At 38.8% G+C, this 26,293-nt stretch carries 29 protein-coding genes; 19 read left to right on the top strand and 10 right to left on the bottom strand.

The genetic code is table 11. The annotated features are described in order from the left end of the window. Nucleotides 1-329 precede the first annotated feature (329 nt). On the bottom strand, nt 330-704 hold the full coding sequence (gene crcB / locus ACESK1_RS07140; RefSeq protein WP_372919370.1) for a fluoride efflux transporter CrcB: 375 nt from the start codon (nt 702-704) through the stop codon (nt 330-332). Further along, the gene (locus tag ACESK1_RS07135) at nt 704-1,735 is read right to left on the bottom strand and encodes a GyrI-like domain-containing protein (protein ID WP_372919368.1); all 1,032 of its coding nucleotides are present in this window, start codon (nt 1,733-1,735) and stop codon (nt 704-706) included. Before ACESK1_RS07135 ends, crcB begins: the two co-directional genes overlap by 1 nt. A 395-nt stretch (nt 1,736-2,130) precedes the next feature. On the opposite strand from ACESK1_RS07135, the gene ACESK1_RS07130 reads away from it, so the two are divergent. Beyond that, entirely contained in the window at nt 2,131-3,150 is a 1,020-nt protein-coding gene (locus tag ACESK1_RS07130) for a Gmad2 immunoglobulin-like domain-containing protein (protein WP_372919366.1), read from the top strand. Nucleotides 3,151-3,155: 5 nt separating this feature from the next. Here the strand turns inward: ACESK1_RS07130 and ACESK1_RS07125 are convergent, their stop codons facing one another. Continuing rightward, on the bottom strand, nt 3,156-4,223 hold the full coding sequence (locus ACESK1_RS07125; protein WP_372919364.1) for a branched-chain amino acid aminotransferase: 1,068 nt from the start codon (nt 4,221-4,223) through the stop codon (nt 3,156-3,158). 100 nt (nt 4,224-4,323) lie between these two features. On the opposite strand from ACESK1_RS07125, the gene ACESK1_RS07120 reads away from it, so the two are divergent. From ACESK1_RS07120 to ACESK1_RS07110, 3 genes are all read left to right on the top strand, one after another. Continuing rightward, the gene (locus tag ACESK1_RS07120; RefSeq protein WP_372919362.1) at nt 4,324-4,809 is read left to right on the top strand and encodes a DUF4920 domain-containing protein; all 486 of its coding nucleotides are present in this window, start codon (nt 4,324-4,326) and stop codon (nt 4,807-4,809) included. Between the two features lies 1 nt (nt 4,810). Next, complete coding sequence (gene mnmD / locus ACESK1_RS07115; RefSeq protein ID WP_372919360.1) at nt 4,811-5,485, top strand: tRNA (5-methylaminomethyl-2-thiouridine)(34)-methyltransferase MnmD; 675 nt, start codon at nt 4,811-4,813, stop codon at nt 5,483-5,485. A 71-nt stretch (nt 5,486-5,556) separates the two neighbouring features. Further along, nucleotides 5,557-6,462, top strand: coding sequence for a TIGR01777 family oxidoreductase (locus tag ACESK1_RS07110; RefSeq protein ID WP_372919358.1), 906 nt, complete (start codon nt 5,557-5,559; stop codon nt 6,460-6,462). Nucleotides 6,463-6,508: 46 nt separating this feature from the next. Here ACESK1_RS07110 and ACESK1_RS07105 read toward each other — a convergent pair whose 3' ends face one another. After that, nucleotides 6,509-7,177, bottom strand: coding sequence for a YceI family protein (locus ACESK1_RS07105; protein ID WP_372919356.1), 669 nt, complete (start codon nt 7,175-7,177; stop codon nt 6,509-6,511). A 153-nt stretch (nt 7,178-7,330) separates the two neighbouring features. Here ACESK1_RS07105 and ACESK1_RS07100 point away from each other — a divergent pair, with 153 nt between their 5' ends. The 7 genes from ACESK1_RS07100 to ACESK1_RS07070 all read left to right on the top strand — a co-directional run bounded on the left by ACESK1_RS07100 (nt 7,331) and on the right by ACESK1_RS07070 (nt 14,484). Next, the gene (locus ACESK1_RS07100; protein WP_372919354.1) at nt 7,331-7,927 is read left to right on the top strand and encodes a nucleotide exchange factor GrpE; all 597 of its coding nucleotides are present in this window, start codon (nt 7,331-7,333) and stop codon (nt 7,925-7,927) included. 31 nt (nt 7,928-7,958) lie between these two features. Next, on the top strand, nt 7,959-9,080 hold the full coding sequence (dnaJ, locus tag ACESK1_RS07095; RefSeq protein ID WP_372919352.1) for a molecular chaperone DnaJ: 1,122 nt from the start codon (nt 7,959-7,961) through the stop codon (nt 9,078-9,080). 208 nt (nt 9,081-9,288) lie between these two features. Next, nucleotides 9,289-10,218, top strand: coding sequence for an ABC transporter ATP-binding protein (locus ACESK1_RS07090; protein ID WP_372919350.1), 930 nt, complete (start codon nt 9,289-9,291; stop codon nt 10,216-10,218). Then, nucleotides 10,211-11,503, top strand: coding sequence for an ABC transporter permease (locus ACESK1_RS07085; protein WP_372919348.1), 1,293 nt, complete (start codon nt 10,211-10,213; stop codon nt 11,501-11,503). The genes ACESK1_RS07090 and ACESK1_RS07085 overlap by 8 nt, the downstream gene beginning before the upstream one ends. A 2-nt stretch (nt 11,504-11,505) precedes the next feature. After that, nucleotides 11,506-12,408 carry a mechanosensitive ion channel family protein gene (locus tag ACESK1_RS07080; RefSeq protein ID WP_372919346.1) on the top strand — a complete coding sequence of 301 codons (903 nt, stop codon included), beginning with the start codon at nt 11,506-11,508 and terminating at the stop codon, nt 12,406-12,408. Between the two features lie 7 nt (nt 12,409-12,415). Continuing rightward, nucleotides 12,416-13,315: a DUF6268 family outer membrane beta-barrel protein gene (locus ACESK1_RS07075; protein ID WP_372919344.1), complete on the top strand. Its 900-nt coding sequence runs from the start codon at nt 12,416-12,418 to the stop codon at nt 13,313-13,315. A gap of 2 nt (nt 13,316-13,317) precedes the next feature. Beyond that, on the top strand, nt 13,318-14,484 hold the full coding sequence (locus ACESK1_RS07070; RefSeq protein WP_372919342.1) for a sigma-54-dependent transcriptional regulator: 1,167 nt from the start codon (nt 13,318-13,320) through the stop codon (nt 14,482-14,484). Nucleotide 14,485: 1 nt separating this feature from the next. On the opposite strand, the gene ACESK1_RS07065 is transcribed toward ACESK1_RS07070, so the two are convergent. Next, on the bottom strand, nt 14,486-15,082 hold the full coding sequence (locus ACESK1_RS07065) for a hypothetical protein (protein WP_372919340.1): 597 nt from the start codon (nt 15,080-15,082) through the stop codon (nt 14,486-14,488). A 116-nt stretch (nt 15,083-15,198) separates the two neighbouring features. Between ACESK1_RS07065 and ACESK1_RS07060 the strand changes: the two genes are divergently transcribed. The 5 genes from ACESK1_RS07060 to ACESK1_RS07040 all read left to right on the top strand — a co-directional run bounded on the left by ACESK1_RS07060 (nt 15,199) and on the right by ACESK1_RS07040 (nt 19,839). Beyond that, nucleotides 15,199-16,077 carry a PPK2 family polyphosphate kinase gene (locus ACESK1_RS07060; protein WP_372919338.1) on the top strand — a complete coding sequence of 293 codons (879 nt, stop codon included), beginning with the start codon at nt 15,199-15,201 and terminating at the stop codon, nt 16,075-16,077. Between the two features lie 29 nt (nt 16,078-16,106). Beyond that, entirely contained in the window at nt 16,107-17,528 is a 1,422-nt protein-coding gene (locus ACESK1_RS07055; RefSeq protein WP_372919336.1) for a M20/M25/M40 family metallo-hydrolase, read from the top strand. 131 nt (nt 17,529-17,659) lie between these two features. After that, entirely contained in the window at nt 17,660-19,024 is a 1,365-nt protein-coding gene (locus ACESK1_RS07050; RefSeq protein ID WP_372919372.1) for an MATE family efflux transporter, read from the top strand. Between the two features lie 11 nt (nt 19,025-19,035). Next, on the top strand, nt 19,036-19,266 hold the full coding sequence (locus tag ACESK1_RS07045) for a hypothetical protein (RefSeq protein ID WP_372919334.1): 231 nt from the start codon (nt 19,036-19,038) through the stop codon (nt 19,264-19,266). Between the two features lie 3 nt (nt 19,267-19,269). Further along, complete coding sequence (locus ACESK1_RS07040) at nt 19,270-19,839, top strand: phosphatase PAP2 family protein (RefSeq protein WP_372919332.1); 570 nt, start codon at nt 19,270-19,272, stop codon at nt 19,837-19,839. Between the two features lie 47 nt (nt 19,840-19,886). On the opposite strand, the gene ACESK1_RS07035 is transcribed toward ACESK1_RS07040, so the two are convergent. The 4 genes from ACESK1_RS07035 to meaB form a co-directional block, all read right to left on the bottom strand. Next, the gene (locus ACESK1_RS07035) at nt 19,887-21,413 is read right to left on the bottom strand and encodes an ArnT family glycosyltransferase (protein WP_372919330.1); all 1,527 of its coding nucleotides are present in this window, start codon (nt 21,411-21,413) and stop codon (nt 19,887-19,889) included. Nucleotides 21,414-21,501: 88 nt separating this feature from the next. Next, nucleotides 21,502-22,131, bottom strand: coding sequence for a lipid-A-disaccharide synthase N-terminal domain-containing protein (locus tag ACESK1_RS07030; RefSeq protein WP_372919328.1), 630 nt, complete (start codon nt 22,129-22,131; stop codon nt 21,502-21,504). Further along, nucleotides 22,124-22,843, bottom strand: a complete 720-nt coding sequence (locus tag ACESK1_RS07025; protein ID WP_372919326.1) for a glycosyltransferase family 2 protein — start codon at nt 22,841-22,843, stop codon at nt 22,124-22,126. Before ACESK1_RS07025 ends, ACESK1_RS07030 begins: the two co-directional genes overlap by 8 nt. 97 nt (nt 22,844-22,940) lie before the next feature. Next, entirely contained in the window at nt 22,941-24,026 is a 1,086-nt protein-coding gene (gene meaB, locus ACESK1_RS07020; protein WP_372919324.1) for a methylmalonyl Co-A mutase-associated GTPase MeaB, read from the bottom strand. A 100-nt stretch (nt 24,027-24,126) separates the two neighbouring features. On the opposite strand from meaB, the gene ACESK1_RS07015 reads away from it, so the two are divergent. Beyond that, on the top strand, nt 24,127-24,555 hold the full coding sequence (locus ACESK1_RS07015) for an organic hydroperoxide resistance protein (RefSeq protein WP_372919322.1): 429 nt from the start codon (nt 24,127-24,129) through the stop codon (nt 24,553-24,555). Nucleotides 24,556-24,578: 23 nt separating this feature from the next. Here the strand turns inward: ACESK1_RS07015 and ACESK1_RS07010 are convergent, their stop codons facing one another. Then, a complete protein-coding gene (locus tag ACESK1_RS07010; protein WP_372919320.1) occupies nt 24,579-25,157 on the bottom strand; it encodes a DUF2911 domain-containing protein in 579 nt (192 codons plus the stop codon). Between the two features lie 168 nt (nt 25,158-25,325). Here ACESK1_RS07010 and ACESK1_RS07005 point away from each other — a divergent pair, with 168 nt between their 5' ends. Beyond that, nucleotides 25,326-25,871, top strand: a complete 546-nt coding sequence (locus ACESK1_RS07005) for an RNA polymerase sigma factor (protein WP_372919318.1) — start codon at nt 25,326-25,328, stop codon at nt 25,869-25,871. Continuing rightward, nucleotides 25,855-26,293 (top strand): hypothetical protein (locus tag ACESK1_RS07000; RefSeq protein ID WP_372919316.1); only part of this gene is annotated, 439 nt, incomplete at its 3' end. The genes ACESK1_RS07005 and ACESK1_RS07000, both read left to right, overlap by 17 nt.

Below are 26,293 nucleotides of genomic sequence, written 5' to 3'. Positions count from 1 at the left end.
CCTGAAGAGCTTCCTTAACCTCGTCGAATTTCGATTTCCGGATTATTGCTTCAATCTTTTTCATATGAAGATTTTTATTGTCTTTTGATGTTCATAGGTAATTCTCATATCGGTAATCGCCCTTATGTCGAATCCCGGTTATGCCTATTTAATATGTTCAAATCGACTGTTGATTTGATCCAAAAGTATAAAAATTATTCTTCCAACAGATAAAATTAGGGGTGTAGCGCTAAATTTTATGAAAATACAGAAAACATCCCCTAAAAAATTAGGGGTATAATAAATATGGGTGCGTTTTTTATGGAATTCGGATATAGAATTCGGGGGGGTTATAACGATTTAGAGAATAAAAGACCTAAACCTATAGCAAGGATGCCTAGAATAATGCTCCCAAGGGTATAAATGAGGAAATGAAGATAATCTCCCGACTTTAGTAGGCTTTGATTTTCAAAAGCGAAAGTCGAAAAGGTAGTGAAGCCTCCACAAAAGCCTACTACCAGGGCAAGATTAATATTTGAATTAAGGGCATTGTTTTTTATGGCCCAACCCAGAATGATCCCTAGTAGAAGGCTTCCGAGTATATTTACTGTGAGAGTTCCGTAGGGAATGTCCAGGTGAGGCTTGTTTAGGTATTTACTTACAAGGAATCTTAGAGCACTACCCAGGCCTCCACCAATAAAAATAAGAATTATTTGTTTTGTCATTATTGAACTGGAAAATGAATTTGGGTGACCCATTTAGCCGGGTTTGGATTGTTATCAGGCCCGGTGATATATACTTCAAAAATATGTTCTTCCTCATTTAACTCCATCTTGTTTTCTTCGATATAATCTAAAGCGTTGTTCCATGCATCAGGTAAGTTTTTGTAATCTCCTTTAAGAGTTACCCTGAATACTTTTTGATTAGGAAGATTGCCGTTTAAAATTCGACTGTCATTGGGAGTTACAACCTGGCTCGGAGTAAAGATTCCTGCCGAAAATATGGCTGTTCCAGCCTGCTCATCAATTTCATTATACAGAGAAAATGGTTTACCATTAATTTCTATGTTATTTTCTTCCATATATGTTCTCACGTCTGCAATCATTTTTTGCATGCGATCATTAACCTGCGATATTCTGGCGGCTGTGGTAGTGTACATGTAATAGCCGCCACCGTGTTGAATTACTCCATCCAGGCTGATTGAGAATTCCCCCATTTTTTTTATCACCGAGTTTTCCAGATTTTGCAAGCCTTCCTTGAACTTTGGACGCATCATTCCACTCAAAGTTTCCGATTGAAAACTGAATGCCAGTTTTTCCATAAAGCCTTGGGTGCCTTTCATTCCCCAGGTAACCTTGGTGCTGTCTTCTACTTCATCAAATTTCCAGTAAATATCGCTACTGGAAGTGCCAAAGGGCGTGTCAAAGCTTATTTTTTGATCTATTCCGGAAAAAGGTTTTGCATCCAGAGTTTTGATTCTACCATCACCCATGTCTTCACTCGACCATGAATATCCCGCACCCTGTCCACGGGTTTTCTCATCGTATTCCACAACCATGTCTTCGGCTTCCCTGGACCATGGCTCCCAATTGGGCCAATTTTGATATTCATTAACTTCATTATAAACTACCTCAATTGGAGCAGGAATAATTTGGGTTTCTTCAATATGGTAATCCCCATCTTTAGTAGCGATATAAATTGAACCGGCAATTATTATTATGAGAAGTAGAAAGAGAAGGTATTTGAAAATTTTCATATAGGGCAGAGGTTGATTATACTGCTAATATAAAGAATTTAACAAATGAAAGAACCTATTTTTATTTAGATTAATGTCTAAGCCAGGATTTCAGGAAAAAAAGTAAAATTATGAACGCAATGAAACCAATAAGGACATACACACTGCCTTTATAATACTTTTGATGAAGTTTGGTGTCCTTTCTGTAGGAATAGAAAATTATAGTAACAAATGCGATAAGAAAGAGTGCAGCGAAAACTAATTGCCCTGTACTAAACATGCCGAATAATTTGCGACAAAGTTACGTTTTTAAACTTGTATTTTCTCAAAAAAACAGGCAGTGAATTCTCCATTGTTTGGAATTAGCATAATTTTAAAGATCTTTAAGGCACTTCTTTTTATCTTGAAATAAAAAAATGAAATTTTCTCTCTTTGTAGTCCTGATTTTTTTTGTCTTTTCTTCCTGTAAACAAAATTCTGAAGGAGAAACCCAAACTCAACAAAATCAAAATCAAAATCAAAAATCCGGCAAGAAGAATGATTTCAAGGAGTTTAAGTCAAAGGGTTTTCAATTAGTATTCAGCTATCCGGAAAGTTACGAGCTTAGAGAAGATAGTCTTGCAGGAAACACCCCTGTGGTCAATGTTTATAAAAAGGATAATCCCGATACTCCTCCCTATGGAATTCATGAAGATTTCAGAAATTCTTACATCTCCTTTTTACCGGAAGGTTTTGGGGTGGATGGACCTGGAGGTGCCCGAAGGAGTTTGGAAGATTATGGAAATCCACTTCCCCTTACTTTTGAGATCGATGAAAAAAGATCGCAGGTTTTCCTTTTGGAAAATGGTGAACCTTGGGGTTATCATCTTCAATTTAACACTCCACCTGCTTCGTGGACAAAATATGGTGGAATCTTTATCAGGTATAGGATAAATGACTTTAAAGCTCAATGTTATTCTGAAAACAACGAGAAGCTTAGTATGGAGGAATGCGATCCCTTAGCTGGTGATAGTGTCAAATATTCGGGGGAGTTAGTTGAAAGCACTAAAAATGAGATCGATAAAATCCTGGAAAGTCTCTGGTTTTCCCATGAGAACTATGAGCGAAAAGAAATTTCCGACCTAATAAAAATCAGAATACCTAAGCCCCGGGATAAGGTGGAATCTCCACTAAAAATCCAGGGAGAGGCCAGGGGGAATTGGCTCTTTGAAGCTACTGCACCGGTAGAATTGGTTGATGAAAACTTTAAGTCTGTATCTAAAAGCTATATCAAAGCCTCAGATTCAGAATGGATGACTGAAGATTTCGTAAACATTGAAGGAACATTGGATTTTGAAAAACCAAATACCACAACCGGATTTCTGATCTTTAAAAAAGCCAATGCCTCAGGCAAACCTGAGTTGGATCGGACAATAAGGATTCCTGTAAAATTTTAACCGGGTTATTTAACCTCGTATCTCCAACCGTATTTGTCTTCCTCCTGGTTGTATTGGATCTTCATGAGTTTATCCTTAAAGAAACCGGCGTAGGAATCTTCTAATTTTGGCAACTCGAATTTTTCTCCTTTATGACCAAAACCGACTATTGGGTTTATCACGGCAGCAGTACCGGCTCCAAACATTTCCTTTAATTCACCTTTTTTGGCCGCCTCAACTATTTCTTTTACACTCACTTTTCTAACTTCAACAGGAATATTGAAATCTTCGGCCAGGGTAATAATGCTTTTTCTGGTAACCCCATCCAGGATTCTGTCGCTGGTTGGTGCAGTAAGTAATTTGTCTCCTACCCTGAAGAAAATATTCATGGTGCCCGCTTCTTCAAGATATTCATGAGTATTGGCATCGGTCCAGACTATTTGCTGAAATCCTTCTTCCTTAGCTAAATTTGTAGGATGGAATTGTGCTGCATAATTTCCGGCAGCCTTAGCAAAGCCTACCCCGCCATCGGCAGCACGGCTAAAATGTTCTGAAAATTTCACTCTCACCTCACCGCTGTAATAGGCCTGGGCCGGGGAGCAGATGATCATGAACTTATATTTAGTAGAAGGAGCAGCAGACACACATTCTTCGGTGGCGATCACAAAAGGCCGGATGTACAGAGAATTTCCAAAACCTTTTTGAATCCATCCTTTATCTATTTTTAGTAATTCCTCGAGAGCATTGAAGAAATAGTCCTTCGGAAACTCAGGAATGGCTAGCCTTGCTCCTGAAACATTGATACGTTTAAAATTTTCTTCCGGCCGGAAAAGCCAGATTTTGTCATTCTCATCCTTATAAGCTTTCATGCCTTCAAAAACCGCCTGCCCATAATGAAATACCTTTGCCGATGGCAATAATTCGATTGGGCCGTATGGTCTTATCTTTGGTGTCTTCCACTTCCCATCTTCATAATCGCATTCCATCATATGATCGGTGAAAATCTCGCCAAACACAAGTTTGTCAAAATTGATTTTATCTAGTTTGGAAGTCTTGGATTTAGTGATTTCAAGAGAGGAAGTGTCGGTTTTCATTGGTTCGAATTTAGTTACCAAATTTACCGAAATATTGGCAGAATAAAAATCAAAAGTTTCTGTAAATTGGTTTTTTTATAAAATCATTAAACTTAAAAGAATGAAAATTACCATTAAGACTATTGCCATAATTATTGGCCTGGTGACCTGGAATATTGGTGGAGCTCAAAATATCTCCATAAGTGATGATTATTCTTCTTATGGAGAGAGGATTTCTTCGGAAGAAGTTCTCGATGTGCTTCAGGCTAAAAATCACTTTGAATCTTTGAAGCCAGGAGATACTTTAGACCTTAAGTTTGCTACAAGTGTAAAAAATGTTTGTAAAATGAAAGGATGCTGGATGATCCTGGAACTACCGGGGGAAGAGGTAAGAGTTACCTTCAAGGACTATGGTTTTTTCGTTCCCAAGGATATTGAAGACCATGAGGTAATCGTCGCCGGGAAAGCTTATTTGGAGGAACTTTCGGTTGAAGACCAGAAACATTATGCCGAAGATGCAGGAAAAACTGAAGAGGAAATAGCAATGATAAAGGAACCTCTTCAAACCCGGTCTTTTCTGGCTCACGGCGTATTATTAAAAGAATAATTTGGAAAGGAAAATTATTAAAACCGCCGATGGTTCGGTGACGATACATTTGCCCGAGTGGGATGAGCACTACCATTCTAAACACGGCGCGGTGCAGGAGGCCCTGCATGTTTTTATAAAAATGGGCTTACTTCATTTTATAAAGAAAACATCAAAGTCTCAGGTTTCTGTTTTGGAAATTGGTTTTGGGACCGGCCTTAATGCTTTTCTCACTTTTCTGGAATCTCAAAAACTTCAGCTGGAGATAAAGTATACCGGAGTGGAAGCTTACCCTATTTCTACGGAAGAGATCTCTGCCTTGAACTATGCTGAAAAACTTTCAGTAGAAAATCTGTCATGGGTCCTTCAGAAAATGCACGACTGCCCCTGGGAAGTGCAAAATGAGATAAGTGAGAATTTTAAACTGGAAAAACTTCAGAAGAAATTTGACGAGATTAGCGCTAGAGATGGTTTCGACATTATATATTTTGATGCCTTTGGAGCCAGGGTACAACCGGAGCTTTGGACTGAGGAAATTTTCGAAATCATGTATGCTGCCTTAAAAGCAGAAGGGGTTCTGGTTACTTACTCCGCTAAAGGGAGTGTGAGGCGGGCTCTGCAAAAAGTAGGATTTGTCGTTGAAAGGCTTCCGGGTCCTCCTGGGAAAAGAGAAATGTTAAGAGCGACAAAAATTTAGTGGCTTCACTTGTTAAACCTCTAATAAATTATTGGTACAGCCCGTTTTCAGTGCTTATCTTGTAAAGAAAAATGCGTGTATTAATTACCGGAGCTACCGGGCTCATTGGAAAACGGGTTACTCAATTATGCCATGAAAAAGGGATAAAAGTTAACTATCTTACTACCAGTAAAGATAAAATTGAATCACAACCTAATTATAAAGGATTTTACTGGAATCCACAGAAAGGTGAGATGGATTCAGAGGCTTTAAAAGGGGTCTCGGCCATAATTAACCTGGTTGGTGAGAACATTGCTCAACGTTGGACCCGGGAACAAAAAGATAAAATTATAGATAGCCGGGTTAAGACTGCAGCCCTGTTATATAAAACACTTCAGAATAATAACCATCATGTATCCCATTTTATTTCGGCAAGTGCTATTGGGATATATCCCAGTTCGCTTGAAAAGCTTTATACTGAGGAGAATGAATCAGTAGACGATTCCTTTGTGGGGAAAGTTGTGGTTCAATGGGAAGAAGCAGCCGATAATTTCAGTGATCTGGGAATGGATGTAGCCAAAATTCGAATAGGGCTGGTTTTAGCAAAGGAAGGAGGTTTGTTAGAAAAGCTTAAAGAACCTGTGAATTTTAATGTTGGTTCCCCTTTAGGAGATGGCAAACAATGGCAATCCTGGATTCATATTAATGATGTAGCCGGAATATTTGTTCATGTTCTGGAAAACAAACTGGAAGGGGTGTTTAATGCTGTGGCTCCCAATCCCGTCACCAATAAAGAACTTGTTAATGAACTGGCCTCTAAGATGGGTAAACCTGTTTGGTTGCCTAATGTTCCCGCATTTGCACTAAAAGCAATACTGGGGGAAATGTCAAGACTTGTTTTGTCCAGTCAGTTAGTGTGTAGTGAGAAAATAGAACAAACGGGTTATGACTTTGAATACACTAACCTGTCTAAAGCTTTGGAAGACCTTATTTCATAAACAAAGCCACCTTTAAAGGTGGCTTTCTTGCTTTAATAATAAGTACTTAGGATTTGTTGGCGATTATTTTGATACGCAAGTTAATATCATCGTAAACAAAATTATCTCCTAACTCATCAAAAACGGACCTCGACCCGAAGTTAATTTTCCATTGGGTACGATCTATACTAAATTCATCACTGGAGATATTAATTTGATCTTCGTTGCGATCTATCCTTACCGGGAAACTGATGTTTTTAGTATCTTTTTTTATTGTAAGATTCCCTGATAACATATCCTGGCCATCCTTTTCGGTAAGGTCGGTGATCTGAAAGGTGGCTTCCGGAAATTCTTTAGTATTGAAAAAATCCCCTTCTTTTCCTTCAACAGTACCTTTTAAATGTGCTTCAAGGTCTCTGCGATCTTTACCTTCAAGATCTGAAACCTCGATGGATTTCATATCAATTACAAAATTCCCGCTTTCAATGGTGGTGTCGTTTGCAGTAAAGTCACCTTCAGTAACTTTAATAGTCCCGGTGTGCGTTGCAGTAGGTTTCCGGCCTTTCCAGTAGATAACAGATTGATCGCTGTCTACCTGGAAATTTTCTGATTCGAGATTCGCTTCACGGGCTTCTCTGGCGTCCTCTGTTTTTGCTTTATTTTTGTCGTTTTTGCAGCCGGTTATAGCTATTCCAAGAAAAGCTATGATGAAAAATTTATTCAAAAGATGTTTCATAAATGGTTGATTTGGTTACAGTTTCTAAATTAAGTTTTCTGAGATTAGATAATTCCTAAAGCAATATTAAAAAGAATCTGTGACATTTTGACATTTGATAAGAATTGGCAATACTTTTGACCCATTGGTCTCGTATTTAAATGCCGATAAAAAATGAGTAAAAAGAAAACAGATAAAACCAAAAATCACCAAAATCAAGGGGAGAATAATTCAGCCAAAGATCAAGTTGAAGAGGCTATTGATCAAGCTATAGATAATGTTGAGGAAAACTCTGGAAAAGAAGGAGAAGATGCTGATTTCTCTGAAGCTGATAAACTGAAAGAAGACGTTCAGAAGGAAAAAGATAAGTTCCTGCGGCTTTTTGCTGAATTTGAAAATTATAAGAGGCGTACCTCAAAAGAAAGACTTGAGTTGTTTAAAACTGCCAACCAGGAAGTAATGTCAGCTATGTTACCCGTACTGGATGATTTTGATAGGGCTCTAAACGAAATTCAAAAAACTGAAGATAAAAACCTGCTAAAAGGTGTTGAGCTTATCCACAACAAATTAAGGGAGACCTTAAAAAGCAAGGGACTCGAGCCGGTGAATGTTGAAAAAGGCGATAATTTTGATGCCGATCTTCACGAAGCGATAACTCAAATTCCTGCGCCTTCTGAAGAACTTAAAGGCAAGATTGTTGATGTAGTGGAGCGCGGTTACAAACTTGGTGAGCGTATTATTCGCTATCCGAAGGTAGTTACCGGGAAATAACAGCATTTTTTTTGAATTGCAAAAACACGAGATGAAAGAAGATTATTACGAGATATTAGGGATTAGTAAAGGTGCTTCTACAGCCGAAATTAAAAAAGCATATCGCAAGATGGCCATAAAGTATCACCCAGATAAAAACCCGGGTGATCCAAAAGCTGAAGATATGTTTAAAAAATCGGCAGAAGCTTATGAGGTTTTAAGCAATGAAGATAAGCGAGCCCGCTACGACAGGTTTGGTCACCAGGCGTTTGAAGGTGGCGGTGGCTTTGGCGGCGGCGGAATGAATATGGATGATATCTTCAGCCAGTTTGGAGATATTTTTGGTGGCGGCTTTGGTGGCGGAGGTTTTTCCGGATTTGGAGGAGGCTTCGGAGGCGGAAGACGTCGTGCAAAAGGCAGTAATCTAAGAATTCGCGTTTCCCTTACCCTCGAGGAGATAGCCAATGGAGCAGAGAAAAAAATAAAAGTTAAAAGAAAAGTACAGGCCCCGGGAACAACCTATAAAACCTGTAGTACCTGTAATGGTACGGGACAGGTAACCAGGGTCACCAATACTATCCTTGGAAGAATGCAAACTGCTTCTCCGTGTGGCACTTGTAGCGGTTCCGGCCAGATCATTGATCAGAAACCTGCCGAAGCAGATGCCCAGGGACTTATTCAAAAAGAAGAAACCGTTTCTATAAAAATTCCGGCGGGGGTTGAAGATGGAATGCAGCTAAAAGTTTCAGGGAAGGGAAATGACGCTCCCGGAGATGGAGTTCCAGGAGACTTGCTGGTAGCCATTGAAGAGAAAGAACACGAGAGTTTACAGCGAGAAGGGGATAACCTGCATTACGATTTGTACATAAGTATTTCTGAGGCTGTTTTAGGAACATCGAAGGAAATTCAAACTGTAAATGGAAAAGTTAGGATAAAGATTGACGAGGGCGTTCAATCAGGAAAAATCCTGAGGTTACGCGGAAAAGGAATTGGAAACCTTAATGGTTATGGAAAAGGAGACCTATTGGTGCATGTAAATGTATGGACTCCAAAAACGCTTAGCAGGGAACAAAAAGAGTTCTTCGAGCGAATGGCAAATGATGAAAATTTCCAGCCAAATCCGGAGAAATCAGATAAATCCTTCTTTGAAAAAGTTAAAGATATGTTTTCTTAAGGTCTGTATTTTAAGAAATAATTTATATATTTGATTATCACTAAGTCTTTTGGTGATAATTTTTCTTTTTCATAGCAATTTTTTTCCCATCCTTAATTTTTTAAGGGTGGGTTTTGCTTTTAGGACCTTTCCTAAATTATAAAATCTTCTTAATTCAAAACCTCTCTCCGGCCATTTCAATATCTTTACCTGTAACCAAACCTCAAGTATGGATAACCTCTTAGTTGCAGAAAATATTTATAAATCCTTCGGAAATTATACTGCGCTAAACAATGTTTCTATAAAGGTACCCCGAGGCAGCGTTTTTGGTCTTTTAGGTCCAAATGGAGCCGGGAAAACTACTTTATTAAGAATTATCAACCAGATTACTATGCCAGACCGTGGTACGATCTATCTGGATAATAAACCCCTACATCCAAACGATATTCAGTATATAGGTTACCTTCCGGAAGAACGGGGTTTGTATAAGTCTATGAAAGTTGGTGAGCAGGCACTTTACCTTGCTCAGCTTAAAGGCCTTTCTAAGGCCGAAGCAAAAAAACGCCTGGAGTATTGGTTTGAAAAACTCGAGATTTCAGGATGGTGGAATAAAAAGATCCAGGAGCTTTCTAAAGGAATGGCTCAAAAAGTACAATTTATAATCACTGTATTACATCAGCCAAAACTGCTGATCTTTGATGAGCCTTTCAGCGGCTTTGATCCAGTTAATGCCAGATTGATAAAACGGGAAATCCTTCAACTGAAAGAGGAGGGGGCAACAATTCTTTTTTCAACGCATCGCATGGAAAGCGTGGAGGAGCTTTGTGATTATATGGCCCTTATTCATAAATCGAATAAACTTCTGGATGGCCGGGTTACCGATATAAAAAAAGAATATAAGTCTAATACCTTTGAGGTTGGCCTGGAAGCTAGAAATGAAGCTGCCCTGCTGGCCGAACTTCAGCAGAAATTTATAGTGGGAAACGCCAGTTTTAAAAGTATACACGCCGACCTGAAATTGAGCATTCAGCTTCAGGAGAATGAAACTGCGAATCAATTACTGGAGTTTCTTATAAATCGTGCGCAAATCAATCATTTTGTAGAGGTGATCCCTTCAGTAAACGATATTTTCATCAAAACTGTAACCCGGGATGCGTAATTTAAAACTTATCATAAGACGGGAGTATCTGGCGAGAGTTAGAAATAAGACTTTCATCATCATGACTTTCTTAAGTCCGTTGATACTTGTAGGGATGTTTATGCTGGTCGGCTATTTAAGCATGATGAACAGCAGCGAACAGCAAATAATAGGGCTTTATGACGAGACCGGCATGTTTTCTTCAGACTTTAAGGATGGAAGGCAGGTACAGTATCTGGATTTCTCAAATCTGGAATATGAAGAGGCCCTTATAAAAGTCAGGGAACAGGAATACTACGGATTGATTTATATCCCCGAAATGGAAAATGGGGAAATCGGAAAGATCCAGTTTTTTGGAGAGGAACCTCCGGGAATAGGGACTGTACAGGCTATAGAGAAAACCATTGCTGAAAGACTAACAAAAATAGAATTAGTAAATCGGGGAGTAGATCTAAGTGCGATTGAAGCTGCAGAAGTGAATGTAGATGTCGAGATTCAAAATTTTTCAGGCCAGCGAACTTCAAAAATGTCTAATTATATCAAAATGATCTTTGGTGGTATTGCCGGGTATTTATTGATGATGTTCATCATTATATATGGGAATATGGTAATGCGTAGTGTGATTGAAGAGAAAACCAATCGTATAATTGAAATAATAGTTTCCTCAGTAAAACCCATACATCTTATGCTGGGAAAGGTACTAGGGACTTCGCTTGCAGGCCTTACGCAATTCAGTATCTGGGTTGTTCTGGGAGTTGTTCTGTTATGGATTGCAAGTTTTTCCCTGGGAGTAGATTTTTTAAGCACCCAAAAAGAACAGATGGAAATGGTAGGGCAGATGGCCACCACAGATTTAGGTCTATTCCTGAACGACGTTTACAATTTACCCTTACTTAGTTTATTCATCTTTTTCGTGATATATTTTCTCGGAGGATACTTTTTATACAGTTCAATATATGCTGCTATTGGTGCAGCCGTTGATAGCGAAACCGATACACAGCAGTTTATGTTTCCGGTTATTTTACCGTTGATGCTGGGGATTTATATTGGTTTCTTTGCGGTGATAGAAAACCCTCACGGAAATATTTCTACAATTTTTTCTATGATCCCGCTTACCTCACCCATAGTAATGTTGATGCGAATTCCTTTTGGGGTGCCATGGTACGAGTTAGCAATTTCCCTGAGTTTACTTTTTGTGACTAATTTGGGGGTGGTATGGCTGGCTGCAAAAATCTATAGAGTGGGAATATTGATGTACGGTAAAAAAGCAACCTATAAGGAAATCTTTAAATGGCTTAAATATTAAAGATGCAGGAGCAAAGTTCAACTGATAGTATTAAAGAAATAATAGAGCAGGATACCTTGGGCCCAATCAAAGATATTTGGAATTATGGTTTCTCGTATAATCTGGGAGATGAGAAAGTTCACATTTCAATTGGCCTTATCCTGTTGGTGGTCATGGCTTTTATTTTGACCAGTGTATTCTTAAGAATTCTAAGGTCATTTATAACCGGAAAACTGGAAGAAAAGGAGAAACTAAAATTCATTAGCGTTTTTAAATTTCTAAAATACTTCATTTATGTTATAGTAATTTTAATAACCTTAAGCTCTGCAGGCATAGATATTACAATACTTTTAACAGCTTCGGCGGCGTTATTTGTGGGCTTAGGTTTAGCTTTACAAAAATTATTTCAGGATATAATTGGAGGAATTTTTATAATTCTGGATAAATCACTTCTGGTAGGAGATATCATTGAAATGGATGGGAGAATAGGTCGTGTTTTTGAGATTAAACTCAGAACCACCAGGGCGATTACCAGGGATGATAAGGTGATGATAATCCCCAATCATAAATTTATCAGCGAGGTGGTTTTTAACTATACTCAAAATCATAAGAGCACAGGGGAATTGGTGAAAGTAGGTGTCGCCTACGGGAGTGATACCCAGATGATAAAAAAGATCCTTCTAAATTGTGCTAACCAAATCGAAAGCATTCTTGAAAGCCCCGAACCTTTTGTGTTATTAGAAGAATTTGGGGATTCGGCAATGCACTTTTCGATTCATTTTTATGTAACCGATAGTTTTGTAGACCCCAAAATAAAAAGTCAGCTCCGATTTAAAATAGACGAAGAATTCAGGAGAAATAAAGTTACTATTCCATTCCCTCAGCGGGAGGTACATATTTTTAATAACAACATAAATAACAAATAGAAAGAAGATGCGCCTAGCTTTAATTGTAATGAGTTTCATCATACTTTGGATAGGAAATACCACAGAGGTTTCAGGGCAAACCACCGATATTGCCAGAATAGAATATACCTATTTCCCACAAGCAGATTCTGATAATTCCTTTAGAAGATTCCGGAGCTTTGTCAATATTCCCCTAAAACTTAACGATAAGGGAGCATACCTTATTCCGGGGGTTGAATATCGCAATGTGAACTTTAAATATGAAGACAATGAAAATTTTAATACCTACAAGCTTGATCGTTTTCATTCGTTCAAAGGAAACCTTGCCTATACTTTTAAGTTAAGCGAAGATTGGCGTTTTGCTGCAGAGGCTGGAGTAAAGATAGCCTCTAATTTAACCACCGATGAAGTTATAGACGACGATTTTATTTATGAAGGATCAGTGTATTTCGTGAAGATAAAAGAGGACGAGCGTTATGTAGAACCCTGGCGACTCATCCTGGGATTAAACTATTCCACTACCACAGGGTTCCCGTTTCCTTTGCCTATTGTAAACTATTACAAGAGATTTCATCCAAACTGGTCTTATACGGTGGGAACCCCAAAATCTAATTTAAAGCATTATTTCAACGATAAACATGCTATTCAAACCTTTGTTACTCTGGATGGTTTTTTTGCAAATATTCAGGAAAACTTTCGCGTGCAAACCCCGGAAAATGGAATTGCCGAAAGTATTTCTATGACCATAGTCCTAAGCGGTGTGGGATACGAATATAACTTTACCGATCATATTTCTTTTTATACTTATGCCGGTTACACTTTGAGGAATGATATTCGATTGCGGGATAAGGACATGGACGACCTCTACACCATCAATAAAAGCAATACTTTTTATGCCCGTGGTGGTTTAAAATTTAGTATATTATAATTATGGCAAAAATTTTATTAATAGAAGACGAAGCATCTATAAGAAGGGTTTTAGTGAAAATCCTTACTGAAGAGAATCCAAACTATACTGTTGAGGAAGCAGAGGATGGACTAGAAGGAACTCAAAAGATCAAAGATGAAGACTTTGACCTTGTTCTCTGCGACATCAAAATGCCTAAAATGGATGGCGTGGAAGTTCTTGAAGCAATAAAAAAAATAAAACCTGAGATTCCCATAGTGATGATATCAGGCCATGGTGATCTGGACACTGCAGTAAATACTATGAAGCTGGGAGCATTTGATTACATCTCAAAACCACCGGATTTAAACAGATTGCTGAATACCGTACGGAATGCTTTGGACCGCAAAGAGCTTGTGGTGGAGAATACCCGTCTTAAAAAGAAGGTTAGTAAGAATTTTGAAATGATTGGCGAATCTAAAGCCATTCAGCATATTAAAGATCTTATTGAAAAAGTAGCCCCTACAGATGCCCGGGTGCTAATTACCGGGCCTAACGGCAGTGGTAAAGAGCTTGTTGCCCACTGGTTGCACCAAAAGAGTGATCGTTCTACAGGTCCTATGGTGGAGGTGAATTGTGCCGCGATCCCTTCAGAATTAATTGAAAGTGAACTTTTTGGTCATGTTAAAGGGGCTTTTACTTCAGCTAATAAAGACCGCGCAGGAAAATTTGAGCAAGCCAACGGAGGCACAATTTTTCTCGATGAAATAGGGGATATGAGTCTCTCGGCACAGGCAAAAGTTTTACGTGCGCTCCAGGAAAGCAGAATATCAAGAGTTGGTAGCAGTAAAGATATCAAGGTAGATGTTCGCGTAATTGCTGCAACCAATAAGAACCTCAAAAAAGAGATTGAGGAGAAACGATTTAGGGAAGATCTTTATCACAGGTTGGCTGTAATTTTAATTGAAGTTCCTTCTCTTAACGATAGGAGAGAAGACATCCCGCTGCTTGTGGAATATTTTGGAGAGAAGATCGCGAGGGAACACGGCACCAATAAAAAGCAGTTTACCTCCGGGGCTTTAAAGCTTTTAAAGGAATACGACTGGCGCGGAAATATCAGGGAGCTCCGGAATGTGGTGGAACGGCTTATTATTTTAGGCGGCCAGGAGGTGACTGAAGATGATGTAAAGGTCTTTGCAGGAAAATTGTAAACTAATTCTCTTTAGCTTTCGGAATATATCTTAAAAAGTACATGGTATCTCCGCTTGGGTGCTGCCACTCATGAAACAACTCAAATCCAAAGCGTTGATATACCAGGGCATTTTTGCGCATGCGGGTTTCAGCATAAAGAGGGATTTGATATTCCCTGGACTGGCGGTAAAACTCATCCTTCATCTCTTTACCAACCTGGGTATCGGCACCGCGTGAATCGGCGAGAATTCCCCAAAACCAACAATAGAGATAGTCGCCTTCAGCAGGACGTTGCTTCTTGATATAGTTCTGATTTTTAATAATGCTCAGTGCATTCTTTACTCCGGTTACATTAATAACCAGGCCCAACTGTGTCCATAAATCCTTCCAGAAATTATCGGCTTTACTGTTGGTTTTAAATAAAATGGCTATTCCTTTTCTATTTTCAGAAATAATAAGTGCATCTTTTTCTATCGCTTTTTCTACCATATGAGTAGCGAGATATTTAAAGCGCTTATGCCTGTTTCCCCCTTTTTTAACGATATCCATTGAAGAAGGAATCTCCTTTAAAAGGCTGGTTACTTTCTCAATTATTTCCTGTTTTTCTTCTTGTTTCAAGCCATTGTATTTTAAGGGGCGAAGATAAAAAAAATGTTTCTTAAAGATTGTATCTTTAGTAACCCAAATCCCAAGGTAGAATTATTATCTAAGCTTCTGCACAAAAAAAGTATTTAATGAAAAAGATAAACCCCGAAGATTTCAGAGTTACTTCTGAAATAAATCTGGATGAAATTTCCACCCAATTCGATCTGCAGGTAAAGAAGAAACAGATCAAAAAAGCACTGGAATTAAAAAGGGAAGAGCTTGGGGAGTGGCAGGATAAATTATATGCACATGGTAAATATGCGGTGTTGGTTTGTTTGCAGGGAATTGATACTGCGGGAAAGGACAGCCTCATCAGGGAAGTTTTTAAGGATTTTAATTCCCGTGGGGTAGTGGTGCATAGTTTTAAGGTTCCAAACTCTCTCGAGTTAAAACACGATTACCTTTGGAGACATTATATCGCGCTACCGGCCAGGGGAAAGTTTGGTGTCTTTAACCGTACGCATTATGAAAATGTATTGGTAACCCGAGTTCATCCTGAATATTTATTGAATGAAAACCTTCCCGGGATAGAGAAGGTAGAAGATATTAATGACGAATTTTGGGAAAAACGCTATGAACAGATCAGGGATTTTGAAGATCATATCGCTGAGAATGGCACCATAGTTTTCAAGTTCTTTCTTCATATTTCGAAGGAAGAACAACGCCAGCGACTCCTACGTCGACTTAACAAACCCAATAAAAACTGGAAATTCTCTCCTGGCGATCTGGAAGAACGAAAACTATGGAAGACTTACCGTAAATATTACCAGGAAGCTATTAATAAAACTTCTACCACAAAGGCCCCCTGGTATGTTATTCCTTCAGACTCCAAACCCACGGCACGTTATTTGGTTGCAAAAATACTTTACGATGAACTCATTAAATACGAAGACGTAAAAGAACCTAATTTAGCTCCGGAAATTTTCAGGAAATTAGAAGAATATATCGAAGAGCTAAAAAAGGAATAGTATTTTCGTGCCCATTTAATTAATATTCAATGAAAAGATTACTTACTCTAATTTTTATCAGTTTTACATTTCTAAGTGCAACTTCCCAGGAAGCCACTTCCAAAGAAGATTCTCTTCAACTTAGAAAGATCTACGACTTTGCTCTCTTAGAAGGTGAAGCTTACAATTGGCTTGATCATTTATCAAATAATATCGGCGGAAGGCTTTCCGGCTCTTTAAATGCTCAAAAAGCGGTAGATTATACCAAAGCTGAACTGGAAAAGCTCGGCTTAGATAAGGTTTGGTTGCAACCTGTTATGGTGCCGAAGTGGACCCGTGGTGGACGTGAATTTTCTTATCTCGAAACAGCACCCGGGGAAACCAGAAATCTTAATATTACAGCGCTGGGTGGCTCTATTTCAACACCGGAGGGAGGTGCAAAAGCCCAGGTGGTAGAAGTACAGGGCCTTGAAGAATTAGCCGAATTAGGCAGAGAAAAAATAGAAGGGAAAATTGTATTTTATAACCGCCCCATGCGCCCGGAACTAATTCATACTTTTGAAGCTTATGGAGGCTGTGTAGATCAACGTTATTCAGGGGCACAAGAAGCTGCCAAATATGGTGCGGCTGGAGTTATTGTGCGCTCACTTAGTCTAAAACAAGACGATTACCCACATACCGGTTCCATGAGCTATGGAGATATCCCGGCGTCAAAAAGAATTCCTGCCGCAGCGATAAGCACCAATGATGCCGATTATGTTAGTGGTATGCTTAAAATTTCTCCCGACCTAAAATTATATTTTAAACTGAATTCTCAGCAACACGAAGACGTGCTTTCGTATAATGTGATAGGAGAGATCACCGGAAGCGAATATCCCGAGGAAATTATTATTGTAGGAGGTCATCTTGATTCCTGGGATATTGGAGATGGAGCACATGATGATGGTGCCGGGGTAGTGCAATCTATGGAGGTATTACGATCTTTTAAAGAAATGGGATATGAACCTAAACGGACTTTAAGAGTGGTACTTTTCATGAATGAAGAAAACGGACTTCGCGGTGGTAATGAATATGCAAAAGTCGCTCGTGAAAAAGGGGAAAAACATATTTTTGCTCTGGAAAGCGATGCGGGTGGATTTACGCCACGTGGTTTTTCTTTTGAGGCTGATGAGGCTCAATTCGCCCAGATAAGAAGCTGGCAGACCTTATTTAAACCTTATCTTATCCATTACTTCGAATTGGGAGGAAGTGGTGCGGATATTGGCCCTTTAAGGGGTGGGGACATGGTGCTCGCCGGACTTAGACCCGATTCACAGCGTTATTTTGATCATCACCATGCTGCTACAGATACCTTTGAGCATGTGAACAAGCGAGAGCTAGAACTTGGAGCTGCCACTATGACCTCTCTGATTTATCTGGTAGATAAATACGGGATCAAACATATTAATACTGAAGCTCAGCAGAAATTTTAACGTGAGAAATCTTCATACTTACAGCCGGACTTTTTAGTCCGGTTTTTTTGTGTTCAACCGGTTTAATTTTCCCGATTTTAAAATTTTCAGGGAGGTAAAACATTCTATCTTTGCAGCCTAAAATTTTGAGCTTGCAATTAACCGCTTATACCAAAGAATTTAGTCGGAATCTTAATATAGCCTTCCCGGTGATGCTGGGTCAATTAGGCCATGTTATGGTGGGCCTGGTAGATAACCTGATGATTGGTAGATTGGGTGCTGCCCCGCTGGCAGCAGTTTCCCTGGGCAATGGTATGGTATTTATTGCTCTCTCCCTTGGAATTGGTTTTTCCTTTGCTATAACCCCTTTAATAGCCGAAGCCGATGGTGCTAAAGACATTAATAAGGGACGCAGTTATTTTCACCATGGTGTAATTCTTTGTACGCTAAACGGAATTTTTCTATTCCTTGCCTTGTTACTTGCAAAACCGATTTTACATTATATGGACCAGCCGCCGGAAGTGGTGGCTTTAGCCATTCCCTATTTGAACATCGTGGCTTTCTCCATGATCCCGCTGATGATATTTCAGGCCTTTAAGCAGTTTGCTGATGGACTCTCCCAAACCAAGTATGCTATGTACGCCACCCTCATTGCTAATGTGGTGAATGTGGTTTTTAACTATTTGCTGATCTATGGAATTTGGATCTTTCCGCGTTTAGAGTTGGAAGGAGCTGCAATCGGCACACTGATTTCCCGGTTTTTCATGCTTTGGTTTGTTTGGGAAATACTGAGAAGAAAAAAGAAATTCGCCGAATATTTTATCTGGAGTAGGAAAGAACTTCTAAAAACGGACATTTTTAAACGATTGCTGGCTTTAGGATTTCCCTCTGCACTACAGATGTTTTTTGAAATGGCGATTTTTACCGCAACCGTTTTTCTCGCGGGAACTCTGGGAACTAATCCCCAGGCAGCAAACCAGATCGCGCTTAATCTGGCCTCTATGACCTTTATGATCGCCGTTGGTCTTGGTGTTACTTCAACCATTCGAGTAGGGAACCAAAAGGGTCTTGGCAGATTTAAAGATTTACGCAGGATAGCATTTTCAACATTTTTACTGGTATTTTTAATCGAGGCTGTCTTTGCTGTAGGCTTCATTTTACTGAAAGATTGGTTACCCACTTTGTATATTGATAATACCGAAGTAATTCTACTGGCGGCCCAACTCCTTATTATCGCTGCACTGTTTCAGTTAAGTGATGGTTTACAGGTGGTAATTCTTGGAGCTTTACGCGGACTTCAGGATGTGAAGATTCCAACCCTTATATGTTTTATTGCTTACTGGCTAATCGGTTTTCCGATATCCTGGTATTATGGCAAGCCGGAGCAATTGGGGAGTATGGGAATTTGGCTTGGATTGCTTGCAGGGCTTACTGCTTCCGCATTAATGTTGTATCTTCGATTTAACTTTTTGAGCAAACGTTTAATAGAAAAGAAAGCCGTACTGGCTTCAGAATAAAATTTTTTTATATGGATTTCCCTAAATTTCTTCTTGGTGACAATACCGATTATCCCGATGCTGTTTTTGTAGTACATACTGAATTCCCTCGATTTATCATCAATCTTGAAAATGATGAAGTGGAATGGCTGGAAGATTTCGATACTACCGATGAAGATGAACTGGCTAATGAGACTGAAAGTCTTGTCAAACAGGCTTCCGAGTTTTACGATCGTGAGGTTTCCCGTTACGAAGAAGATTAAAGTATGGATAAGCTGATTGAACTCGATCACGAACTTTTTCTTTATCTCAATAACCTCGGAAATGAACAATGGGACTTGTTTTGGCTGTTGGTAACCGATAAATGGACCGCAATCCCGCTGTATGCTGTGTTGGTGTTTTTGCTTTTCAAAAAGTTTGGCTGGAAGTTTACACTTGTACTTTTGGTATGCGTTACCCTTTTAATAACCACGACCGATCAATTAGGAAACGTGTTTAAAGATGGTTTTCAGCGGTTAAGGCCTTGTGGGCAGGAAGGCATCAAGGAGTATGCTCGTTTAGTAGCCGCTTATTGTGGGAAATACGGCTATTTCTCGGCTCACGCTTCAAATTCTTTTGGAGTAGCGGTTTTTCTTGGATTGGTATTCAAGGAACATTTTCCAAAATTGATTTGGTTTTTATTATTGTGGGCTGCTTTTGTGGCTTATAGCAGAATATACCTTGGGGTGCATTACCCTGGTGATATCCTTACCGGAGCACTGATAGGGAGTTTTTTCGGATATCTGTATTACCTGCTTCAAAGGTTTTTGCGTAAAAAATACTTTACACGCCAGTAAAGCATTTCAATCTTCCGAATTTTTTTAATTATTAAATTTGGGAAGGTTTATTCCGTTTTTGAGAATAAATAAAATTTTCTTATCAAACGCTCTTTATAGCCTGAAGCTTCTGGATTTACGTAGTTAAGATCGAAGCGTTTCCGGTTTTTTATTTGATAATCTGAAAATTGAGATTTGATCTCAGTGCTGTCTTTTTCAAGAAAAAGCAAGCCGAATTCCTTTTCGTTGTTTACTTCTTCAGGATTGTTGATTATTGGAATTGGCTGGCCGTATTCCCAAATGAGCTCAGGCGTAAACGAATCGTATTCATAGATTTTCAAGTCTTTATTTTCAGCAAAATTCTTCAGGGACTTAATATTATTGAAATAGGGGTTATCCAGAAAAGTATAGGTGAGTGGAAATGCAAAAATGATAACGGCGACAATAAAACTGACCGTTAGATAGAAAACCGGAGGATATTTCTTTTTCCAGAGGAAATAGTAGATGCCAAGACCAATTCCGAATAGCGCAACAGATGCTGCAAAATACCAAAGCCAGAATCCATCTAAATCAAGATACAGAAACGCGGCAAGTGGGAAAGCAAGTCCGATAGAACCAATGAGACCATGGTTAAAATAAATTATCCAGTTTTCAGATTTTGGCAGGCTTTTAAAGTTTCGAAAAAGATATTCAATATAAAATCCGGTATTCATCGCCATTGGAATGAGTACTGGTAAAAGGTAGCGTGATTTTTTTTCAGGAATAACAGAAAGGAGTACTACAGCGATAATTGTCCAGAGGAATGAGAATTTATAAGCCCTGGGATTCGAAACTTTATTTTTTAAATAGGGATAGAGCAGCGCTACAAATGAGGGGATAGTCCAGATACCACTTTGTACAAAAAAGCTCCAATAATAATAGAATGGTCTTACGTTATAGTTGCCCCAGCGTGAGGTTTCCTGAGCCGTAATCTCTATAAAAGGTTCAGGATCTATCCACCGAACGTAAGCAAACCACCAGCCCCCAACGATAATCCCTAGCAGGAGAAATATTAAGAGGGCTTTCAACTTAATTTTGAAATCGGGGTATTTGTAAACTATTCCGTAGCTAATTAAAAAGGGAAGTAACAAAGCATAAAAAGATACCGGGCCTTTGCTTAACAAGGAAAAGCCAAAGAAAATGGCGCCGGGAACAGCGTATTTATAAAGATTTTTAGAGCCGTTAAAAATTTTCCACAGGAAATAAATAGCCACCAACATGTAGGTGTGCGTATAAATATCCCATTGTCCGTCACGGCCAGAAAAAACTATATAAAATGAAGTGGCCAAAACCAAACTACTTATAAACGCCTGGTGTTTGGAAAGTTGGAATTTCGGCAAAAACCTATAAAAAGTAAAGAGTAACAAAATTGCTGTAAGGGCAGATGGCAACCTCATAGCCGTTAAGCTATCAAAACAAAATATCGCACCGCTTATTGCAGTTAGCCACGTGGGTAAGGGTGGTTTCTCATAACGCGGCAAATCATTCATGGTAGTCAGGATCCAGTTATTTTGATTTACCATTTCGCGCGCGGTAACGAAATTGCGCGCTTCCATGATATTTACATAAATAATATCCAGATTAAAAATAAAAATGAAAATGCCTGTTATTAAAAGGAGAATTGAATAATTATAGCGAAATGAATTAAGCCTTAACATATTCCCTGTTATTTAGCAAAATATTCCTGATATAAACCATACTTCCCATCAGATGTCCGGCGAGTAAAACAGGATCTTTTCTGAATATTGCATATAACAATATTAGTCCGGAACCTAAAAGGCTTAACACCCAAAATCCCAAAGGCAACATAGATTCTTTTGCGCGCTCAGAATGAATCCATTGATAAATAAACCTGAAGTTGAATATTAACTGGGCCAAAATTCCAAGTAGCATCAACCATATTGGAATTGCTTCATTATAAAATAATTTTTGGATGTCGTAAGTATTATTGAAATATGAATATGTTATAATCATTATCGGAAAGGAATATAAAAACCATCTAAAAAAAACGGGTAATCTATTCCATTTTCCTTGCAGTTGAATATTCCTGATGTAGATAAAATATGTTATAGCCTGCCCAAGCATAATTGAGAAATCACTTCTTAAATACCCGTAGACAAACAATAAAAATGAAGCGATTAAGCTTAATTTCCAGAATAGGGAAGGGGTTAGAACTTTTTTGTTCTTTTCTGAAACAATCCACTGATTTAATAACCTTGCAGAAAATAAAATCTGCGCAGCAAAACCAATGCTATAAACTTGCCACTCAGTCATTACTTTTTTGAGTTACTCTATAATTTATATAGGTTTTTTTCATCCATATATAAGCGAAACAGTCAACTAATGGGCCTAAAAATCTGTTCTTAAAGTTATATTTAGATTTTCCGGCAATCCGCGGATAATGTTCAATTTTAACCTCTTTTATTTTTCCTTGCTGAAGTAAAACCATAGCCGGTAAAAATCGCTGTAAGCCCTGGAACATCGGGATTTTTTTTGCAAATTCAGTTTTTATAATCTTAAGTGGGCAGCCCGTATCATGCATGTTATCATTGGTAAAAGCATTTCGTATTGCATTCCCGAATTTTGAGGAAAATCGTTTTACCGCAGAATCTTTTCTGTCACTTCTCCAACCACTTACCAGATCATATTCGTCTGTATAGGGGAAAAGCAATTCAAAATCTTCGGGCTGCGTTTGCAAATCGGCATCTATATAACCTAACAAAGGAGTCTCTACGTAATCGAAAGCAGCTTTGAGCGCCGCCCCTTTTCCGTAGTTTCTATCGAATAACAAATAATCAAAATCCTTATTTTGTTCGCAAAATTTCGAAATTAAAAGTGGGCTTTTATCGGTAGAACCATCATCCACAAAAAGTATTGAAGTAGTTTTTGAGGCTTTTAGTACGTAATCTTTTAAAACCGGAAACAAATGAGGTAAACAAGGTTCTTCGTTAAATACGGGGATTATAATTGTAAATTCTTTATGCATCGAGGGTATTATAAATTACAAAAGTATACATAATATGGGTCTTAATTCTCAATCCTGCACGTTTGATATCCAGGTTTATTAATCCATATGGTATAAACTATAGATTTTTGGACAGATTAATTAGGTGCTTTGCAGCAGCAAAAGCGGTAGTTTTATTATTTTCAATTGCTTCCAGCTGAATTTTTATGGCCTCTTTTATTTCCGGGTCCCTGTAGAAACGACTTTTAAGGTGCTCGTCTATAGTCTGGAACATCCAGAATTTATTTTGTTCACGTCTATGCTGCTCAAAATAACCGTTTTCTTTAATCATTTTTTCATAACCGAGGATCAAATCCCAAACCTCGGAAATTCCAGTGTTTTGTAAAGCACTGCATAATTTAACTTTCGGGTTCCAGCCGCTATCTTTAGTTGGATATAGATTTAAAGCTCTTTTGAATTCCATTTTTGCTTCACGGGCTGCTTTTAGGTTGTCACCATCGGCCTTGTTGATCACTATGGCGTCTGCCATCTCAATAATGCCGCGTTTGATCCCTTGTAACTCATCCCCGGCTCCTGCAAGTTTTAGTAACAAAAAGAAATCGGTCATACTGTGGACAGTGGTTTCGCTCTGGCCTACACCTACGGTCTCAATTAAAATTACATCAAATCCTGCCGCTTCACATAATAAGATGCTCTCCCTCGACTTTCTTGCAACCCCGCCCAGTGACTCCCCGGAGGGAGATGGCCTAACAAAGGCATTCTCTTCTTTTACGAGGGTTTCCATCCTGGTTTTGTCTCCCAGGATACTTCCTCTTGATACCGTACTACTGGGATCTACTGCCAGCACAGCAACCTTTTTACCCTGCTTTACCAAATAAGTACCGAAACTTTCAATAAATGTACTTTTTCCTACCCCAGGCACACCGGTAATTCCTATTCGTATGGATTTATGAGCGTAAGGGAGGGCTCCTTCAATAAGGATTTCGGCTTTGTTATTATGTTTGGGTTGATTACTCTCAATTAAGGTAATTGCTCTTCCCAAGGCAGTTTTATTGCCTTCAATTAGTTGTGCCAGCAATTCTTCTTCTGCAACTTTGATTTTTCTCCTGGCTTTAAATTTTTCGGCTGCATCAGGGTTTACACTCTCCGCTGACTTTTGAGAGCCGGATTCATGTAAGGCAGAAGTGGGTGTTTTTTTTGCCAAGCTGAGTTTATTTATGACAAATTTATGAATTCATTCTTTGCCCCGGTATTTTTTGCTTGTTATATTGAAGCAGACAATAAAGTTAATTAAAAACAATAAGATGAAAACATTGTACACAGCCAACGTAACAACTAAGGGTGCCAGACACGGGCACACCACCAGCGATGATGGCGTTTTAGATATGAAATTAAGTATGCCTAAAAGCCTGGGGGGCGAAGGCGGAAAATACAGTAATCCCGAACAGCTATTTGCCGCAGGTTATTCGGCCTGCTTCGGAAGTGCTCTGGAAGCCGTAGCAAAGGAACACAAAGTAGATCTGGGAGATTTTAGCGTAACTGCGATAATTGAACTAGGCAAAACTGAAGAGGACGACCTTCAGCTAGCTGCAACTCTGGATTGCTATATCCCGAATGTGGATGTTGAAACAGGGGAGAAACTCATCAATGAGGCTCACGAGACATGTCCTTATTCCCGTGCCACCCGTGATAATATTGATGTGACCCTTAATTTACTGGTAGACGAAGATTAAAATATTATTCTGTTAGTTGAAGATCAGGAGCCGTTGAAAGACGGCTCTTTTTCTTTTATAGGTACTTCAATTCTGGTTCGATCCCAGGAAAGAATCATCAAAACCAGATCATTAACTTCCTCAAACGAAATAGTAAACTGTTCCAGGCTCTTATCAGAAATTCTTACCGGTACTTCGATTACCAGCGCATCAAAATCCGGGTCTCTATAGGCTTTTTCCTCAAGATCAATTCCCCAGGGATACATTTTTGAATTAAAGATCACTTTCCAGGACTCTTCCATAGGGATAGTCCAAAGTGTATATTTTCCGGCTTTTAATTCAGAACCATCTACCAGAATATCTTTATTGGTGGTAAATGTAGTCGCTTCATTAGCTCCTGTTCTCCAAACTTCATTATAAGGCACCAATTCTCCAAAAATTTCTCTGTCCTTTTTATAAGGCCTGTTATAAAATACCTCCAGTTCTAAATCTTCTTTTGAGAAGGTAACAGTATCTTCAGGACTATGGGTTTTTGTGGTAGTTCGGAGAAAAAATATTATTCCCGCAAGTAATATTAGAATGATTCCCAGTATTTTAAGGGTGGTCTTTAAGGTAGAATTCATTGCAACTTATTTTCAGAATAGAAAAGAGTCGAAGTCCCTCTTTCATTTATCTGTTCTACTTTAAAATTAGGCATTATAAGTTGATTTTACCTAATTTCAGAAAAAATAAACAGTTTTGCAACACAGCGAAAAAACAATCGTCTTTATAGTAACCAATCAGTTTAAATTTTGATACAACATCAATTAATAGAGGCTTGTAAACAAAATGACCGTCGGGCTCAGCTGAAGCTTTACAACAAGTATAGCGAAGGTATGTATTATGTGGCCTTCCGGTTTATGAAAGATCGTTTTGAAGCCGAAGACGCTATGCAGGAGGCATTTATAAAAGCCTTCTCAAAGCTTGATCAGTTCACCGGGGAAGTTAGTTTTGGAGCCTGGCTAAAGAAAATCGTGATCAATAAGTGCATTGATAAGCTTAAAGCCAAAAAACTGGAACTCATCGCTATAAACGAGCAAGTATTAAGCTCGGTAGATGAAAATGAAAACTGGAGCGTAGAAGAAGGAGTTAGTCTGGAACAGATTAAAAAATGTATGGAAGAACTTCCCGAAAAATACAAATACCCGTTGATGCTGTTTCTTATGGAAGGTTATGATCACGAAGAGATTTCAGAAATAATGGGAATCAGCCAGGTGGCCTCCCGAACAATGGTGCACCGTGGAAAGAAAAAATTGCAGGAAAAATTAAAAGTACTAAGACATGGAACAGGATATTAGGGAAATGTTTAAAAATGAAGCCCCCCAAACTCCCGAAAAATTACCCAGAGGGCACAAAAAAAGATTTGAAGCAAGACTGGATAAAGAGTTTCCGGAAAGTTCAAATAGAGGTCAGCTATTTTTCATCATGAAAATTGCGGCTGTATTAGTAGTAGCTTTTGGAATTGGTTTTTATTTTCTTCAACCGGATAAATTCAGTGGGGAACCCGCAGTTGTTGAAACTGAAGTGGAAGATCAGAAAGAGGTGGATGAGCCTGAAATTCAAGAAGAGAAACAATTTCAGCTAAGTGAAGTGTCACCAGAATTCAAAAAGATCGAAAATTTCTATCTGGCGAGTTTGAATATGGAACTGGCTAAAATTGATATAAACGATGAAAACCGGGATCTTATCAATTCCTTTATGGAACAGCTAGCCGATCTGG

Source organism: Salegentibacter sp., from assembly GCF_041642575.1.
Taxonomy (GTDB): domain Bacteria; phylum Bacteroidota; class Bacteroidia; order Flavobacteriales; family Flavobacteriaceae; genus Salegentibacter.
This window is presented reverse-complemented; position numbering and strand designations above follow the sequence as displayed.